The 13,184-nt window shown below is 66.7% G+C and carries 13 protein-coding genes and 1 pseudogene; 4 read left to right on the top strand and 10 right to left on the bottom strand.

Features of this window, described 5'->3' with window-relative positions:
* Positions 1-69: 69 nt before the first annotated feature.
* Positions 70-3,846, top strand: a complete 3,777-nt coding sequence (locus OH686_RS10835) for a sensor domain-containing protein (protein WP_289538514.1) — start codon at positions 70-72, stop codon at positions 3,844-3,846.
* A 23-nt stretch (positions 3,847-3,869) separates the two neighbouring features.
* Here OH686_RS10835 and rimK read toward each other — a convergent pair whose 3' ends face one another.
* Both rimK and rimB read right to left on the bottom strand, forming a co-directional pair.
* Entirely contained in the window at positions 3,870-4,775 is a 906-nt protein-coding gene (rimK, locus tag OH686_RS10830; RefSeq protein WP_137973662.1) for a 30S ribosomal protein S6--L-glutamate ligase, read from the bottom strand.
* On the bottom strand, positions 4,772-5,239 hold the full coding sequence (gene rimB, locus OH686_RS10825; protein WP_289538511.1) for a retropepsin-like aspartic endopeptidase RimB: 468 nt from the start codon (positions 5,237-5,239) through the stop codon (positions 4,772-4,774). Before rimB ends, rimK begins: the two co-directional genes overlap by 4 nt.
* A gap of 98 nt (positions 5,240-5,337) precedes the next feature.
* Here rimB and OH686_RS10820 point away from each other — a divergent pair, with 98 nt between their 5' ends.
* The 3 genes from OH686_RS10820 (at position 5,338) to OH686_RS10810 (ending at position 8,456) form a co-directional block, all read left to right on the top strand.
* A complete protein-coding gene (locus OH686_RS10820; protein ID WP_289538509.1) occupies positions 5,338-5,724 on the top strand; it encodes an RNA-binding S4 domain-containing protein in 387 nt (128 codons plus the stop codon).
* Positions 5,725-5,861: 137 nt separating this feature from the next.
* Complete coding sequence (gene hslO / locus OH686_RS10815) at positions 5,862-6,755, top strand: Hsp33 family molecular chaperone HslO (protein ID WP_137973659.1); 894 nt, start codon at positions 5,862-5,864, stop codon at positions 6,753-6,755.
* Positions 6,756-6,914: 159 nt separating this feature from the next.
* On the top strand, positions 6,915-8,456 hold the full coding sequence (locus OH686_RS10810; RefSeq protein WP_137973658.1) for a phosphoenolpyruvate carboxykinase: 1,542 nt from the start codon (positions 6,915-6,917) through the stop codon (positions 8,454-8,456).
* A 61-nt stretch (positions 8,457-8,517) separates the two neighbouring features.
* Here OH686_RS10810 and OH686_RS10805 read toward each other — a convergent pair whose 3' ends face one another.
* From OH686_RS10805 to metW, 8 genes and pseudogenes are all read right to left on the bottom strand, one after another.
* Complete coding sequence (locus OH686_RS10805; protein WP_289538505.1) at positions 8,518-8,919, bottom strand: hypothetical protein; 402 nt, start codon at positions 8,917-8,919, stop codon at positions 8,518-8,520.
* Positions 8,920-9,160: 241 nt separating this feature from the next.
* A pseudogene (locus OH686_RS10800) lies at positions 9,161-9,415 on the bottom strand (hypothetical protein).
* A 41-nt stretch (positions 9,416-9,456) separates the two neighbouring features.
* Positions 9,457-9,780: a DUF3392 domain-containing protein gene (locus OH686_RS10795; protein ID WP_289538503.1), complete on the bottom strand. Its 324-nt coding sequence runs from the start codon at positions 9,778-9,780 to the stop codon at positions 9,457-9,459.
* A gap of 170 nt (positions 9,781-9,950) precedes the next feature.
* Positions 9,951-10,247 carry a hypothetical protein gene (locus OH686_RS10790; RefSeq protein WP_289538501.1) on the bottom strand — a complete coding sequence of 99 codons (297 nt, stop codon included), beginning with the start codon at positions 10,245-10,247 and terminating at the stop codon, positions 9,951-9,953.
* 118 nt (positions 10,248-10,365) lie between these two features.
* Positions 10,366-11,526: a radical SAM family heme chaperone HemW gene (gene hemW / locus OH686_RS10785; RefSeq protein ID WP_289538499.1), complete on the bottom strand. Its 1,161-nt coding sequence runs from the start codon at positions 11,524-11,526 to the stop codon at positions 10,366-10,368.
* Positions 11,523-12,116, bottom strand: a complete 594-nt coding sequence (gene rdgB, locus OH686_RS10780; protein ID WP_289538497.1) for an RdgB/HAM1 family non-canonical purine NTP pyrophosphatase — start codon at positions 12,114-12,116, stop codon at positions 11,523-11,525. Before rdgB ends, hemW begins: the two co-directional genes overlap by 4 nt.
* A gap of 2 nt (positions 12,117-12,118) precedes the next feature.
* Positions 12,119-12,538, bottom strand: a complete 420-nt coding sequence (locus OH686_RS10775; RefSeq protein WP_289538496.1) for a DUF4426 domain-containing protein — start codon at positions 12,536-12,538, stop codon at positions 12,119-12,121.
* 25 nt (positions 12,539-12,563) lie between these two features.
* The gene (metW, locus tag OH686_RS10770) at positions 12,564-13,184 is read right to left on the bottom strand and encodes a methionine biosynthesis protein MetW (protein WP_289538494.1); all 621 of its coding nucleotides are present in this window, start codon (positions 13,182-13,184) and stop codon (positions 12,564-12,566) included.

The following is a 13,184-nucleotide window of genomic DNA, read 5'->3' as shown; positions in this document are numbered from 1 at the left end:
CCGCGGGCCTCGGCCGACCGCTCTAGCAGGCCTGATCTATGCTGCTCTGGTGATCCGCATGAGGTCAGCATGGCCGTAGATTCCGCTCCTCTGCCGCGATGGACCTGGTGGCTGCCGCTGCCGCTGCTGCACCTGGCCACCTGGCTGTCATTGTCGACCCAGTACGCCACCGGTGCCGCGCTGTGCTACCTGCCGTTCGCCCTCGGCCTGTGTGCCGTGCTCTGGTGGGGGCCCCGCGTGCTGCTGGCGCTCTATCTCAACGCCGTGCTCAGCGCGCCGCTGTGGGGCCTGGACTGGCAGTGGGCGCCGCTGCATGCGCTGCCGGAAACCCTCGCCATCGGTCTTGCCTGGCTGGCCCTGGGCCGGCGCGGCAACGCGGCGCTGCCGGATGTCGCCAGCCTGCTGCGCTTCGTCCTGCTCGGGGTGCTGGCCCCGGCGCTGCTCGGCGCCCTGCTGGTCCAGGGTGGTCTGCTGCTTACTGGCCGACTGGAGTCTCAGTGGCGCGAGGCGATCCTCGAAATGTGGCTGCTCGACAGCCTGATCGCCCTGGCCGTGTCCCTGCCCCTGCTGTGCCTGTTGACCCGGCGTCTGCAGCGGCGCGGCTGGGCTCTGCTGGCGGGGCCGGCCCTGGGCGAGGAGGGCGTCGGCGTGCGGGTGCTGCCCTGGTGGCTGCTGCCGGTGCTGCTGGCCGTGCTGCCGTTGTCGCTGTGCTTCCTGCCGCTGCTGCTGATCCTGCCGCTGATCGGCGTCATGCTGCTGGCGCTGGCCCTGCTCTGGGGTTTCGCCGGTGCGCTCTGGGGCACGGCGCTGACGGCGCTGACGGTGCTCCTACTGCCGCTGGCCGGGGGCCTCGGCAGCAAGCTGGAATGGGGCGCGCCGCAGCGCCTGGAGATGCACTTCAGTGTGCTGCTGATGATGCTCGCCGCGCTGCTGGTGGGCCGCGCCCTCGGTGACCTGCGCAATACCCTGCGGCGCAGCGCGGCGATGCAGAAGGAGCTGGCCCTGGCCAATCTGGCGCTGCAGTCCTGCCCGCTCGGCGTGTCGATCTCCGACCTGCGTCAGCCCGGCGTGCCCTTCATCTACTGCAACCCGGCGCTGGAGCGCATCAGCGGCTATTCCCGCGAGGAGATCATCGGTACCTCCAGCCGTCTGCTGATCGACCAGGACGAGTCGCAGAGCGGCCTGCTGCGGGTGCGCCATGCAATCCGCCACGGCGTGGCGCACCAGGAGGTGCTGCGCAACTACCGCAAGAACGGTCAGCAGTTCTGGAACGAGATAACGGTGGCGCCGCTGCTCGACGAAAACGGCGAGGTCAGCCACCTGGTGGCGCTGAACAACGATGTCAGCGAGCGCGAGCGCCTTGCCGCCGAGCTGGCCCAGCGCCGCGAGGAACTGCTGCGCCAGGCCCATCTGCTGACCCAGACCGAGGAGGTGGCGGACATCGGTGGCTGGGTGCTGGACCTGGTGACCCAGCGCATGTACTGGACCGAGGGCTGCTTCCGCCTCAACGAGCTCGACCCGGCCGGCGGCGCGCCGGACATGCAGGGCTCGCTGGATCGCTACGATGCGCCCAGCCAGAAGCTGATGAACGAGACCCTGGAGCGGGTGCTGCAGACCGGCGAGCCGTTCGACCTCGAAGTGCGTCTGCTCGGTGCCCGCGGCACTGCGCGCTGGGTGCGCCTGAAGGGCTTCGCCGAGCGCGACGGCGAGCAGGTGGTGCGTCTATACGGGGCGATCCAGGACATCAGTGAGCGCCGCCGCACCGAGCGCCGCCTGCGTGAACGCGACGAGTGGCTGCGCCTGTTCTTCGAGGCGCCGCTGATCGGCATGGCCATGGTCAGCCCGCAGCGTCAGTGGCTGGAGGTGAACTTCAAGCTGTGCCAGATTCTCGGTCGCAACCGCGACGAGCTGCGTGCCAGCCACTGGCTGGAGATTACCCATCCGCAGGACATCGAGCGCGAGGAGGCGCTGTTCGCCGCCATCTGCAGCTGCGAGCGCGACGACTACGAGCTGGAGAAGCGCTTCCTGCGCAAGGACGGCAGCATCGTCTACGCCCGCCTCAGCCTGCGTGCGGTGCGTGACCCGAGTGGCCAGCTGGAGGCCTGCCTGGCCCTGGTGGAAGACATCACCGCGCGCCACGAGGCCGAGGCGCGCTACCGCACCCTGGTCGAACACGCGCCGGAGGCGATCCTGCTGTTCAGCCCCGACGGCGGCATTATCGACGCCAATGCCAACGCCCTGCGCCTGTTCCGCTGCAGCCGCGCCGAGCTGATCGGACGCAAGCCGACCGAGCTGAGCCCACCGCACCAGGCCGATGGCAGTCTGTCGGAACCGCTCGGTCGGCAGCACATCGATGCCGCCATCGCCGGCGAGACACCGGTGTTCGAATGGCTGCACCGCGACCTCGGCGGCCGCCTGCTGCCCTGCGAGATCCGCCTGGTGCGCATGCCCGGCGAACCCCTGCTTATCCGCGCCAGCGTCACCGATATTTCCGAGCGCCAGCGCTACCAGCGCGAGATCGAGCGCCTGGCCTACAGCGACGAACTGACCGGCCTGCCCAACCGCCGCCTGCTGCAGGACCGCCTGCAGCACGCCATGGCCCGCGAGCGCCGCGAGGGCAGTTTCGGCGCGCTGCTGTTCATCGACCTGGACCACTTCAAGACGGTCAACGACAGCCTCGGCCATCACGTCGGCGATGACCTGCTGCGCGAAGTCACCGCCCGTCTCGGCCACAGCCTGCGCGCCGAAGACACCCTGGCCAGGCTCGGCGGTGACGAGTTCGTGGTGCTCCTGGAGACCCTGGCCGACAGCCAGGCCATGGCCGCCGAACTGGCCGCTGAGGTGGGCGACAAGCTGCTGGCCAGCCTGCGCGGCAGTTTCCAGGTGCAGGGTCACGATCTGATGGTGACCGGCAGCATCGGCATCACCCTGCATCCGCTGGCCGGCCAGGACGCCGCCGACGCCCTCAAGCAGTCGGACACGGCGATGTACCGGGCCAAGCATTCCGGGCGCAACGCCCTGCATTTCTTCGCCCCGGAGATGCAGGCGGTGATCGATCAACGCCTGCAGCTGCAGAGCGAGCTGCGCCTGGCCATGGCCCGCGACCAGCTGTACCTGGTGTTCCAGCCGCAGCTGGAGCTGGCCAGCGGGCGCATCGCCGGTGCCGAGGTGCTGCTGCGCTGGCGCCATCCGGAGCGCGGCGAGATTTCGCCGGTGCAGTTCATCCCGCTGGCCGAGGAGACCGGGCTGATCCACGAGCTCGGCCATTGGGTGCTGGAGCACGCCTGCGCCAGCCTGGCGCGCTGGCAGGCCGACTGGCCGCAGCTGGTGCTGGCGGTCAACCTCAGCCCGCGCGAGCTGCGCCAGGCCGATTGCGTCCAGCGCGTCGGCGACTGCCTGCGCCGCCATGCGCTGCCCAACGGCGCGCTGGAGCTGGAGATCACCGAGGGCGTGCTGCTGGAGGATGTCGAACACTGCATCGCCACCATGCTGGCGCTCAAGGCCCAGGGTGTGCGCTTCGCCATCGACGACTTCGGCACCGGCTACTCGTCGCTCACCTACCTCAAGCGCCTGCCGCTGGACCGTCTGAAGATCGACCGCAGTTTCATCCACGACCTGGAAGGCGACGCCAGTGGCGGCATGCTGGTGGAGACCATCCTGATGATCGCGCGCAACCTGGGCCTGGAGTGCGTGGCCGAGGGCGTGGAGAACGAGGTCCAGCTCGACTGGCTACGCCGGCACGACTGCGCGCTGGGCCAGGGCTTCCATCTGGGGCGGCCCCTGGGCGAGCGGGAGTTTATCGAGTGGATGGAGCGTAACGCGGGAGCCGGCCTGCCTCTCGGATAGGCGACTCGGCGGCGGACAACTGGTCAGCCACGCCCGCGGGTGCGGGTCTGTCCCGGAATGGCGTTCTTCTCCAGGTACTCGATGATGATGCCGGCCACGTCCTTGCCGGTGGTGGTCTCAATGCCCTCCAGGCCCGGCGAGGAGTTCACCTCCATCACCAGCGGGCCGTGGTTAGAGCGCAGGATGTCGACGCCGGCCACCGACAGGCCCATCACCTTGGCCGCGCGGATGGCGGTCATGCGCTCTTCCGGGGTGATCTTGATCAGGCTGGCCTCGCCGCCGCGGTGCAGGTTGGAACGGAACTCGCCGGGCTTGGCCTGGCGCTTCATCGCCGCGATCACCTTGTCGCCGACCACGAAGCAGCGGATGTCGGCACCGCCGGCTTCCTTGATGTATTCCTGCACCATGATGTTCTGCTTCAGGCCCATGAACGCCTCGATCACCGACTCGGCGGCCTTCTCCGTCTCGCAGAGCACCACGCCGATGCCCTGGGTGCCCTCCAGCACCTTGATCACCAGGGGGGCGCCGTTGACCATCTGGATCAGGTCGGGAATGTCGTCCGGCGAGTGGGCGAAGCCGGTCACCGGCAGGCCGATGCCCTTGCGCGACAGCAGCTGCAGCGAGCGCAGCTTGTCCCGCGAGCGACTGATCGCCACCGACTCGTTGAGCGGGAACACGCCCTGCATCTCGAACTGGCGCAGCACGGCGCAGCCATAGAAGGTCACCGAGGCGCCGATGCGCGGGATCACCGCGTCGAAGCCTTCCAGCGGGCGGCCGCGGTAGTGGATCTGCGGCTTGTGGCTGGCGATGTTCATGTAGGCGCGCAGGGTGTCTATCACCACCACCTCGTGGCCACGCTCCTCGCCGGCTTGGATCAGGCGACGCGTCGAGTACAGGCGCGGATTGCGCGACAGGATGGCGATCTTCATTGGGCACCGGAAAGAATGGGGAGCTGCGGTTTGTCTTGCACGTAGGTCAGCGCCGGGTTGACCACCAGCTGGCCGTCGACCAGGGCGTGGGCGCCGAGCAGTACGCGATAGCGCATGGTCTTGCGGCAGGCCAGGGTGAAGTCCACTGGCCAGCTGCGGTCGCCCAGGGTCAGCGTGGTACTGATCACGTAGCGGGTCTGGGCCTGGCCGTTGGAACTCTTGATGGTCTTCACCGTCACCACCTTGGCCTCGCACGGGTGGCGGCGCTGCACCAGGGTGCCGAAGTGCGCGGTGAAGCGCACCCAGCGCACGCCGTCACGCTCGAAGGGCACTATGTCGCTGGCATGCAGGGTCGAGGTGCTGGCACCGGTGTCGATCTTCGCGCGCAGGCCGATCATGCCCAGCTCGGGCAGGTTGATCCATTCGCGCAGACCGATCACGGAGAGTTGGTCGAAGGTCTTCAATACGGGTTTCCATCGGCGATGCAGGCATTCTAGATGTGCCATGTGACAACTGCATCAGGCAAGATTCACGCCGCGTGACGAGTTTTCCAGGGTGAGAAATGAGCGACAAAGACGACAAGGTGCGCCTGGACAAGTGGTTGTGGGCGGCCCGCTTCTACAAGACCCGCTCCCTGGCCAAGGAGGCCATCGAAGGCGGCAAGGTGCATTGCCGCGGCGAGCGCTGCAAGCCGGGCAAGGAGCCGAAGCTCGGCGACGAGTACGTCATTCGCGCCGGTTTCGACGAGCGGACCGTGGTGGTGCGTGCGCTGTCCATGGTGCGGCGTGGCGCGCCGGAGGCGCAGCTGTTGTATGAGGAAACGGCCGAGAGCATCGCCCATCGCGAAGAGGCCGCGGCCCTGCGCAAGGCCGGCGCCCTCGGCGTGCAGACCGACGGCCGGCCGAACAAGAAGCAGCGCCGCCAGCTGCTCGGCCTGCGCGGCGACTGAGCCGCCGGCCATCGCCGCATGGCTTGGATGCACCGGCGTTTGTCCCTAGAATTCCGCCTTATTCCCCGGGCCATCCAGCGCGGCGCTCTCGTCAGAGGCGCCGGTGGCCCGTCATCCTCTTCGTCAGGCGGTCCCCGATGCACGATTTCGATCATTCCCAGCGTTTCATCTTCGACGACAACGACGTCCGCGGCGAGATGGTCAGCCTGGCCGAGAGCTACCAGCACGTGCTGGCCAAGCATCCCTACCCGCAACCGGTGGCCCAGCTGCTCGGCGAAATGCTCGCTGCCGCCGCTCTGCTGGTCGGCACCCTGAAGTTCGAAGGCCTGCTGGTGCTGCAGGCGCGCTCTTCCGGCCCGGTGCCGCTGGTGATGATCGAGTGCTCCAGCGAGCGCGAAGTGCGCGGCATTGCCCGTTACGATGCCGAGGCGGTGGATGCCGGCGCCGGCCTGCGCGAGCTGATGCCGGACGGCGTGCTGGCATTGACCATCGACCCGGCCAAGGGCCAGCGCTACCAGGGCATCGTCGAGCTGGAGGGCGACAGCCTGGCCGACAGCCTGAGCGCCTATTTCGCCACCTCCGAGCAGCTGCCGACCCGCTTCTGGCTGCGTGCCGACGGCCAGCGCGCCCGTGGCCTGTTGCTGCAGCAGCTGCCGCCGCACCATCAGACCGAGCCGGAAGAGCGCCAGGAGAGCTGGAATCATGTGCTGACCCTGGCCGACACCCTGAGTGCCGAGGAACTGCTCGGCCTGGACAACCAGACCGTATTGCACCGCCTCTATCACCAGGAGGCCGTGCGCCTGTTCGAGCCGAACCCGCTGCAGTTCCGCTGCAGCTGCTCGCGCGAGCGCTCGGCGCGGGCCCTGATCAGCGTCGGCCAGGCCGATGCCGAGGCACTGCTGGAAGAGAGCGGCGGGCGCGTGGAGATCGACTGCCAGTTCTGCAACGAGCGCTATTTCTTCGATGCCAGCGACGTGGCCCAACTGTTCGCCACGGGCGACAGCCAGGCGCCATCGACGACTCGGCACTGAAAGTGATAGCCAGGCTCTATTGATGGCATTCGCGGACAAGAGGCTGCCAAGCCCCTGGCTTTTCTGGCATACTCCCGCGACTTTTTTATCGCTGTAGTGAAGCTTCAGGCCCACTACACAATGTTCGGAAGACTCGGCCGCCGGCCGACGGGGACCCAAATGACGCAAGCCAATACCACCGTGTACACCGACATCAGCGCTGCCCAACTGGTCGAAGAGGCCATCCGTCGTGGCGAGGGTGAGCTGGCCGCCAACGGTTCTCTGGTTGTCCGTACCGGTCACCGTACCGGCCGCTCGCCTGCCGACCGCTTTATCGTCCAGGAGCCGAGCACCGAGGCGAAGATCGCCTGGGGCAACATCAACCGTCCGTTCCCGGCCGACAAGTTCGATGCCTTGTGGGATCGCGTCGAGGCGTTCAACGCGGCCCAGGGCCACTTCGTTTCCCATGTACACGTAGGTTCGGCCGACGCCCACTACCTGCCGGTGAAGATGACCACCCAGACCGCCTGGCAGAACCTGTTCGGCCGTTGCCTGTTCATCAACCCGGAAACCTACAACCCGGCCGGCAAGGCCGAGTGGCAGATCCTCAACGTCGCCAACTTCGAGTGCGTACCGGAGCGCGACGGCACCAATTCCGACGGCTGCGTGATCATCAACTTCGCCGCCAAGAAGGTCCTGCTGGCCGGCATGCGCTACGCCGGTGAAATGAAGAAAGCCATGTTCTCCGTGCAGAACTTCCTGCTGCCGGAAGCCGATGTGCTGCCGATGCACTGCGCCGCCAACATCGGCGAAGAAGGCGACGTGACCCTGTTCTTCGGTCTGTCCGGTACCGGCAAGACCACCCTGTCCGCCGACCCGAGCCGCTACCTGATCGGCGACGACGAACACGGCTGGGGTGTGGGCGTGGTGTTCAACATCGAGGGTGGTTGCTACGCCAAGTGCATCGACCTGTCCGAGAAGAACGAGCCGGTGATCTGGAAAGCCATCCAGTTTGGCGCCGTGCTGGAGAACGTGGTCCTCGACGAGAACCGCGTGCCGGACTACGCCGACGACAGCCTGACCCAGAACAGCCGTGCGGCCTACCCGCTGGAGCTGGTCGAGAAGCGCTCCGAGAAGAACCTCGGCGGCGAGCCGAATGCAGTGATCTTCCTGACCTGCGACCTGACTGGCGTACTGCCGCCGGTGTCGATCCTCAGCGAAGAGCAGGCCGCCTATCACTTCCTGTCCGGCTACACCGCGCTGGTCGGTTCCACCGAGATGGGTTCGGGCGGCGGCATCAAGTCGACCTTCTCCACCTGCTTCGGCGCGCCGTTCTTCCCGCGTCCGGCCGGCGAGTACGCCGAGCTGCTGATCAAGCGCATCCGTGGCTTCGGCTCCAAGGTCTACCTGGTCAACACCGGCTGGACCGGCGGTGGCTACGGCGTCGGCAAGCGCTTCAACATTCCGACCACTCGCGGTGTGATCGCCGCCATCCAGAGCGGTGCTCTGGTCGGTGCCGAGACCGAGCAGCTGCCGATCATCAACCTGAGCGTGCCGAAGGCCGTTCCGGGCGTCGAGACCAACCTGCTCAACCCACGCAACACCTGGGCTGACGGCAACGCCTACGACGAAGCCGCCCGGGGCCTGGCCCAGCAGTTCGTCGACAACTTCAAGAAGTTCGACGTCTCCGACGCCATCCGCAACGCCGGTCCGCAGCTGTAAGCTGCAGGCCAATGAAAAAGCCGCCCGAGGGCGGCTTTTTTGTGCCTGTCCACCTGATGGCTCAGGCACTGGATGCAGCGTAGGGCTCCGGCCTGGCCGGCTCGTTCTCAGGCCGCTCGGGGCGGCTGGCGATATCTGCGATGTTCTGGGCCCGGTCGTTGCGCTCTTGCGCCTCGCGCAGCTCCGTAGCGGTCTCCAACGGGGTCGGCTGGCTCTCGACTTCGCCTTCGCTGGCCACTGCCAGATAGGTTTCGATCTGCCTTTGCTGAGTGTTGGCGCTATAGATCTGCGTAGCCGCATCGCGCTTGGCGGCCTGGCTCAGTTCGCGGCTTTCCTGGCGCTCTGCGACTCGGTCGGAAGCAGCGTCCACAACCTTGTTCACCTGTTCGGGATTGGTCGGGCCGTACTTGTTGATCACCTGAGTCGAGGGCGGCAGATTGCCGCTGTAGCCTTCGATCTGCATAAGGAATGCGCCTCCCTGTAATTGCCTGGCTTTACTGTAATCCTCGACGAGGGAAGTACATTAGATTGATTGGCAATAGCCGGCCCGCTTCATGGCAGGCCGGTGCCTAGCAGGTGACGGTTGTCTATACCGGCGGACTCGGCGAGCGCACCGGGGCTGAGCAGGCTGGTGAGAATCAGCAGCAGGGGAGCGAAGCGTTTCATGGTGGCCTCCTGATGGTCAGTGAGGACAGCCGGACGGCTCAGTCGATTACCTCTGCGCCCTGGATGGTCAACTCCGGCAGGGCGGCGGGCATCGGACAGATCTGCAGATACTTGATGCTCTCGCGCGGGATCATCAGCAGGTCGCCATCCACCTAGATGCTCAGAAAAGGCGATTCCAGCTGTTTGCGCAAGGCGCGGGCGACGGCCGCCGGGTCTTCGCTCTGCTTGGGAAAGCGCAGTGCCAGGCGCTGGCTGTCCTGAAAGTGCAGGTAGAGATGCTTGAGTGGCTTCATGGTGCTCCTCCCTGGGAGGGCTCGCCCCATGGTGGGCGGCCCTAGCTGCGGTCGGCCAGTACGCCGATCAGGAAGAAGACTAGTAGCAGTACCGGGGCCAGGGTGAAGTTGTTGAAGTAGCCCAGGCCCTTGGCCAGCCAGGGGGTGAGAAAGACGATGGCCAGGCCGTAGCCGATGGCGCAGACCAGCACGAAGATGAAGGTGCGCAGGACGAAGTTGAGGCCGCCGATGGAGCGCTGCACCCAGGCGTTGATGCCGGGACCGAACAGCACGAACAGGGTGGCCATGATCGCCAGGGAAATGTCGTACAGGTTGCCACGGCACCAGCGCGAGAGGGTGGCGATCAGGTCGAGCACGAGATCCATCGGTTCGGTGGTCCTTGGGGCGGATTGTGAGGCCGCCATTCCACCCTAGTCCGGGCGCGAATGCAAAGCGTGGTGAACGGTTTTGCTACAGGTCGCGGTGGCTTGATCGAGAGGGCGTCTTATGCCCTGGCGGGTATCGACCCGCAGGTTCTCGACCGTGGGCGCAGGTCTCAGTCGTCCCGGCGGATCTCGCGCGACTCCTGCCGCACGTCCTGTTTGGTGCCGCGCTTGAGCTGGCGGCAGTCCATGCGGTTATCACCCGAATCGAGACACTCCTGCTTGAGGTCGCGTGCTTCCTCGCGCCCGCTCTGGCGATTGTCGCGGGCGTCTTGGCGATCGTTGCGCCGATCCTGTCGCCGCTCCGAGCCATAGGTGTCCGCATGGGCAGGTGGTGGGGTGAGCAGGGGCGTGACGATAGCCAGCAACAGGGCCGATACCGCGAGGCGCAAACCAGTGGAGCGATTCATGTTGCCTCCTGGTCGATGGGCGGGGCTGGAAAAGTATAGGTGAGGCTGGCCCGGCCTCTTCGGCGAGTGGATATACGGAGTGATGCCGTTGCCCGGGCGACTTATCGGTTGGCCGGGCTCAGGGCAGGAAGTGCTGCAGCAGGTCGTTGAGGAACAGCTGGCCTTCGCGGGTGGCGACCAGGCGCGCGGGGTCGGTCTGCAGCAGCTGGCGCGCCTCGGCCTCGCGGCGCGCCGCATCCAGGCTGGCCAGCGCCAGGCCGGTGCGCTGCTCGAACAGCGCGGCCGGTACGCCATCGCTAAGGCGCAGCACGTTCATCAGAAACTCGAAGGGCAGCTCCTCGGCGTCCAGCAGGCGCTCGCCGGCCTGGAAGCTCTTGCTCGCATCCAGGTAGTCCTTGGGCAGGCGGGTCTTCCAGGTGCGGATGATGCGACCGTTCGGCGCGGAGAGCTTGGCGTGGGCGCCGGCGCCGATGCCGAGAAAGTCGCCGAAGGTCCAGTAGTTGAGGTTGTGCCTGGCCGCCTTGCCGGCCTGGGCGTAGGCGGATACCTCGTACTGCCCATAGCCCTCGGCGGCCAGCAGCGCCTGGCCGGCCTCCTGGATGTCCCATAGCAGGTCGTCCTCGGGCAGCTCCGGCGGCTGGCTCCAGAACACTGTGTTGGGCTCCATGGTCAGCTGGTACCAGGACAGGTGTGTCGGGCCCTGGGCGATGGCGGTGCGCAGGTCGAACAGGGCGTCCTCGATGCTCTGCTCGGGCAGGCCGTGCATCAGGTCCAGGTTGAAGTTGTCGAAGCCGGCGGCGCGCGCCATATCGGCGGCGCGGATCGCCTCGCCGCCATCATGGATGCGCCCCAGGGCCTTGAGCTTGGCCTCCTGGAAGCTCTGCACGCCGATCGACAGGCGATTGATGCCGAGGCTGCGGTAGTCGCGGAACTTGGCTTGCTCGAAGGTGCCCGGATTGGCCTCCAGGGTGATCTCGATATCGCCGGCGAACGGCACGCGGCGCTGCACGCCTTGCAGCAGGCGGCCGAGGGCCTTGGCTGAGAACAGGCTGGGCGTGCCGCCGCCGAAGAAGATCGAGGAAAGCGTGCGGCCGTGGACATGCTCGCGGTCGGCGTTGAGGTCGGCCAGCAGGGCGTCGACGTACTCCTCTTCCGGCAGGCTAGGGCCGGCGGCGTGGGAGTTGAAGTCGCAGTAGGGGCATTTGCGCACGCACCACGGGATGTGGATGTACAGCGCGAGTGGCGGCAGCTGGAAGCCACCGCCGGGCGAGGTGTTCATTGCAGACCCAGGCGCTGCTTGAGCAGGGTCATGGCTCGGGCGCGATGGCTGATGCGGTTCTTCTCGGCGCTGGCCAGTTCGGCGCTGGAGCACTCGCGCTCCGGCACCCAGAACAGCGGGTCGTAGCCGAAGCCCTCGGCGCCACGGGCCTCGCGCAGGATGCTGCCGTGCCACAGACCTTCGCAGATGATCGGCAGCGGATCGTCGGCATGCCGCACCAGTGCCAGGGCGCAGACGAACTGGGCGCCGCGCTCGGCGTCTGCCACGTCCTTCAGGGCATCGAGCAGCTTGGCGTTGTTGGCCGCATCGCCCTGGCCATCGGCGTAGCGCGCCGAGTAGATGCCCGGGGCGCCGCCGAGGAAGTCCACCGCCAGGCCGGAGTCGTCGGCCAGCGCCGGCAGGCCGGACACGCGGGCCGCGTTGCGCGCCTTGAGGATGGCGTTCTCGACGAAGGACAGGCCGGTCTCCTCCGGCTCGATGCTGGAGAACTCGCCCACCGAGCGCACGCGCACATGCTCGCCGAGCATGGCCTGGAGTTCCTTGAGCTTGCCGGCGTTGTGGCTGGCCAGTACCAGTTCTTTGAAGGGCATGGTCATTCGTCCGGGAACACTTCCTGGTTGAAGGTGAGGATGTGCGGTGCGCCGTCGCCGATCTGCACGTTGACGCTGAAGGTCAGGATCTCGCGCTCGCGCAGCGGAAACTCGGCCAGGTAGTACACGGCGCCGCTCTCCAGTACCTGCTTGAACTGCAGTTCGACGGTCTGCCCGAGCAGGTTCTTCAGGGTGCCGGCGACCTTGGCCGGCTGGCCCTTGCCATCCTTGAGCGCGGCGATGTTGAGCACGCCGACGGTCTTGCTGCGAGTCAGGCCGGCGGCTGCGGCGATGTCCGGCTGCAGGAAGCTGGAATTGAACACGCTGTAGTGCACGTCCAACTCGCCGAAGGTCTGTTTGCGTTCGGCGAACGCGGGCAGGGCGAAGAGCAGGCAGAGCAACAGGGATGCGAAACGGCGCATGAGAGGTCCTCCGGTGCGTCGCGGGTTAGACGGCTACGCGGTGATCGGCCAGGCCGGACCCGCTGACGCGATAGATGCCGATCTCACCCAACAGGTTAGGCCAAAGACGGCTACCCAGGTTGTGGCGATGTTCGTGGTCGACGGCCAGGCGTTCTTCCACCTTCGCACCCTGCGCCAGGCACAGGCGCTCGAAGTCTTCGAAGGTGCAGAAGTGGATGTTCGGCGTGTTGTACCAGGTATAGGGCAGGAAGTCCGACACCGGCATGCGGCCCTTGGTGGTCAGGTACCAGCGGCAGCGCCAGTGGCCGAAGTTGGGGAAGGTGATGATGCAGGTCTTGCCGACCCGCAGCATCTCCGCCAGGACCTTGTCCGGATACCTCAGGGCCTGCAGCGACTGGGTCATCACCACCACGTCGAAGCTGTTGTCGGCGAAGTTGCCCAGGCCCTCGTCGAGGTTCTGCTCGATCACGTTGACGCCGCGCTCGATGCACTTGGCGATCTTCTCCGGGTCGATCTCCAGGCCGTAGCCGCCGACCTGCTTGTGGTCGCGCAGGTGGGCCAGCAGTTCGCCGTCGCCGCAGCCCAGGTCGAGCACGCGGCTGCCGGCCGGGATCCATTCCTGGATGATTTCCAGATCCGCTCGCAT

The organism is Pseudomonas sp. SO81, assembly GCF_030374125.1.
Lineage (GTDB): Bacteria > Pseudomonadota > Gammaproteobacteria > Pseudomonadales > Pseudomonadaceae > Aquipseudomonas.
The sequence above is the reverse complement of the archived record's forward strand: the minus strand, read 5'-3'. Positions and strand labels throughout refer to the sequence as shown.

Bases quoted from the DNA above. Each gene is read 5' to 3' on its own strand.
- OH686_RS10835 (WP_289538514.1), top strand. From the start codon at position 70: ATGGCCGTAGATTCCGCTCCTCTGCCGCGATGGACCTGGTGGCTGCCG.
- rimK (WP_137973662.1), bottom strand. From the start codon at position 4,775: ATGAAGATCGCCATCCTGTCGCGCAATCCGCGCCTGTACTCGACGCGT.
- OH686_RS10820 (WP_289538509.1), top strand. From the start codon at position 5,338: ATGAGCGACAAAGACGACAAGGTGCGCCTGGACAAGTGGTTGTGGGCG.
- hslO (WP_137973659.1), top strand. From the start codon at position 5,862: ATGCACGATTTCGATCATTCCCAGCGTTTCATCTTCGACGACAACGAC.
- OH686_RS10810 (WP_137973658.1), top strand. From the start codon at position 6,915: ATGACGCAAGCCAATACCACCGTGTACACCGACATCAGCGCTGCCCAA.
- OH686_RS10805 (WP_289538505.1), bottom strand. From the start codon at position 8,919: ATGCAGATCGAAGGCTACAGCGGCAATCTGCCGCCCTCGACTCAGGTG.
- OH686_RS10795 (WP_289538503.1), bottom strand. From the start codon at position 9,780: ATGGATCTCGTGCTCGACCTGATCGCCACCCTCTCGCGCTGGTGCCGT.
- OH686_RS10790 (WP_289538501.1), bottom strand. From the start codon at position 10,247: ATGAATCGCTCCACTGGTTTGCGCCTCGCGGTATCGGCCCTGTTGCTG.
- hemW (WP_289538499.1), bottom strand. From the start codon at position 11,526: ATGAACACCTCGCCCGGCGGTGGCTTCCAGCTGCCGCCACTCGCGCTG.
- rdgB (WP_289538497.1), bottom strand. From the start codon at position 12,116: ATGCCCTTCAAAGAACTGGTACTGGCCAGCCACAACGCCGGCAAGCTC.
- OH686_RS10775 (WP_289538496.1), bottom strand. From the start codon at position 12,538: ATGCGCCGTTTCGCATCCCTGTTGCTCTGCCTGCTCTTCGCCCTGCCC.
- metW (WP_289538494.1), bottom strand. From the start codon at position 13,184: ATGCGAGCGGATCTGGAAATCATCCAGGAATGGATCCCGGCCGGCAGC.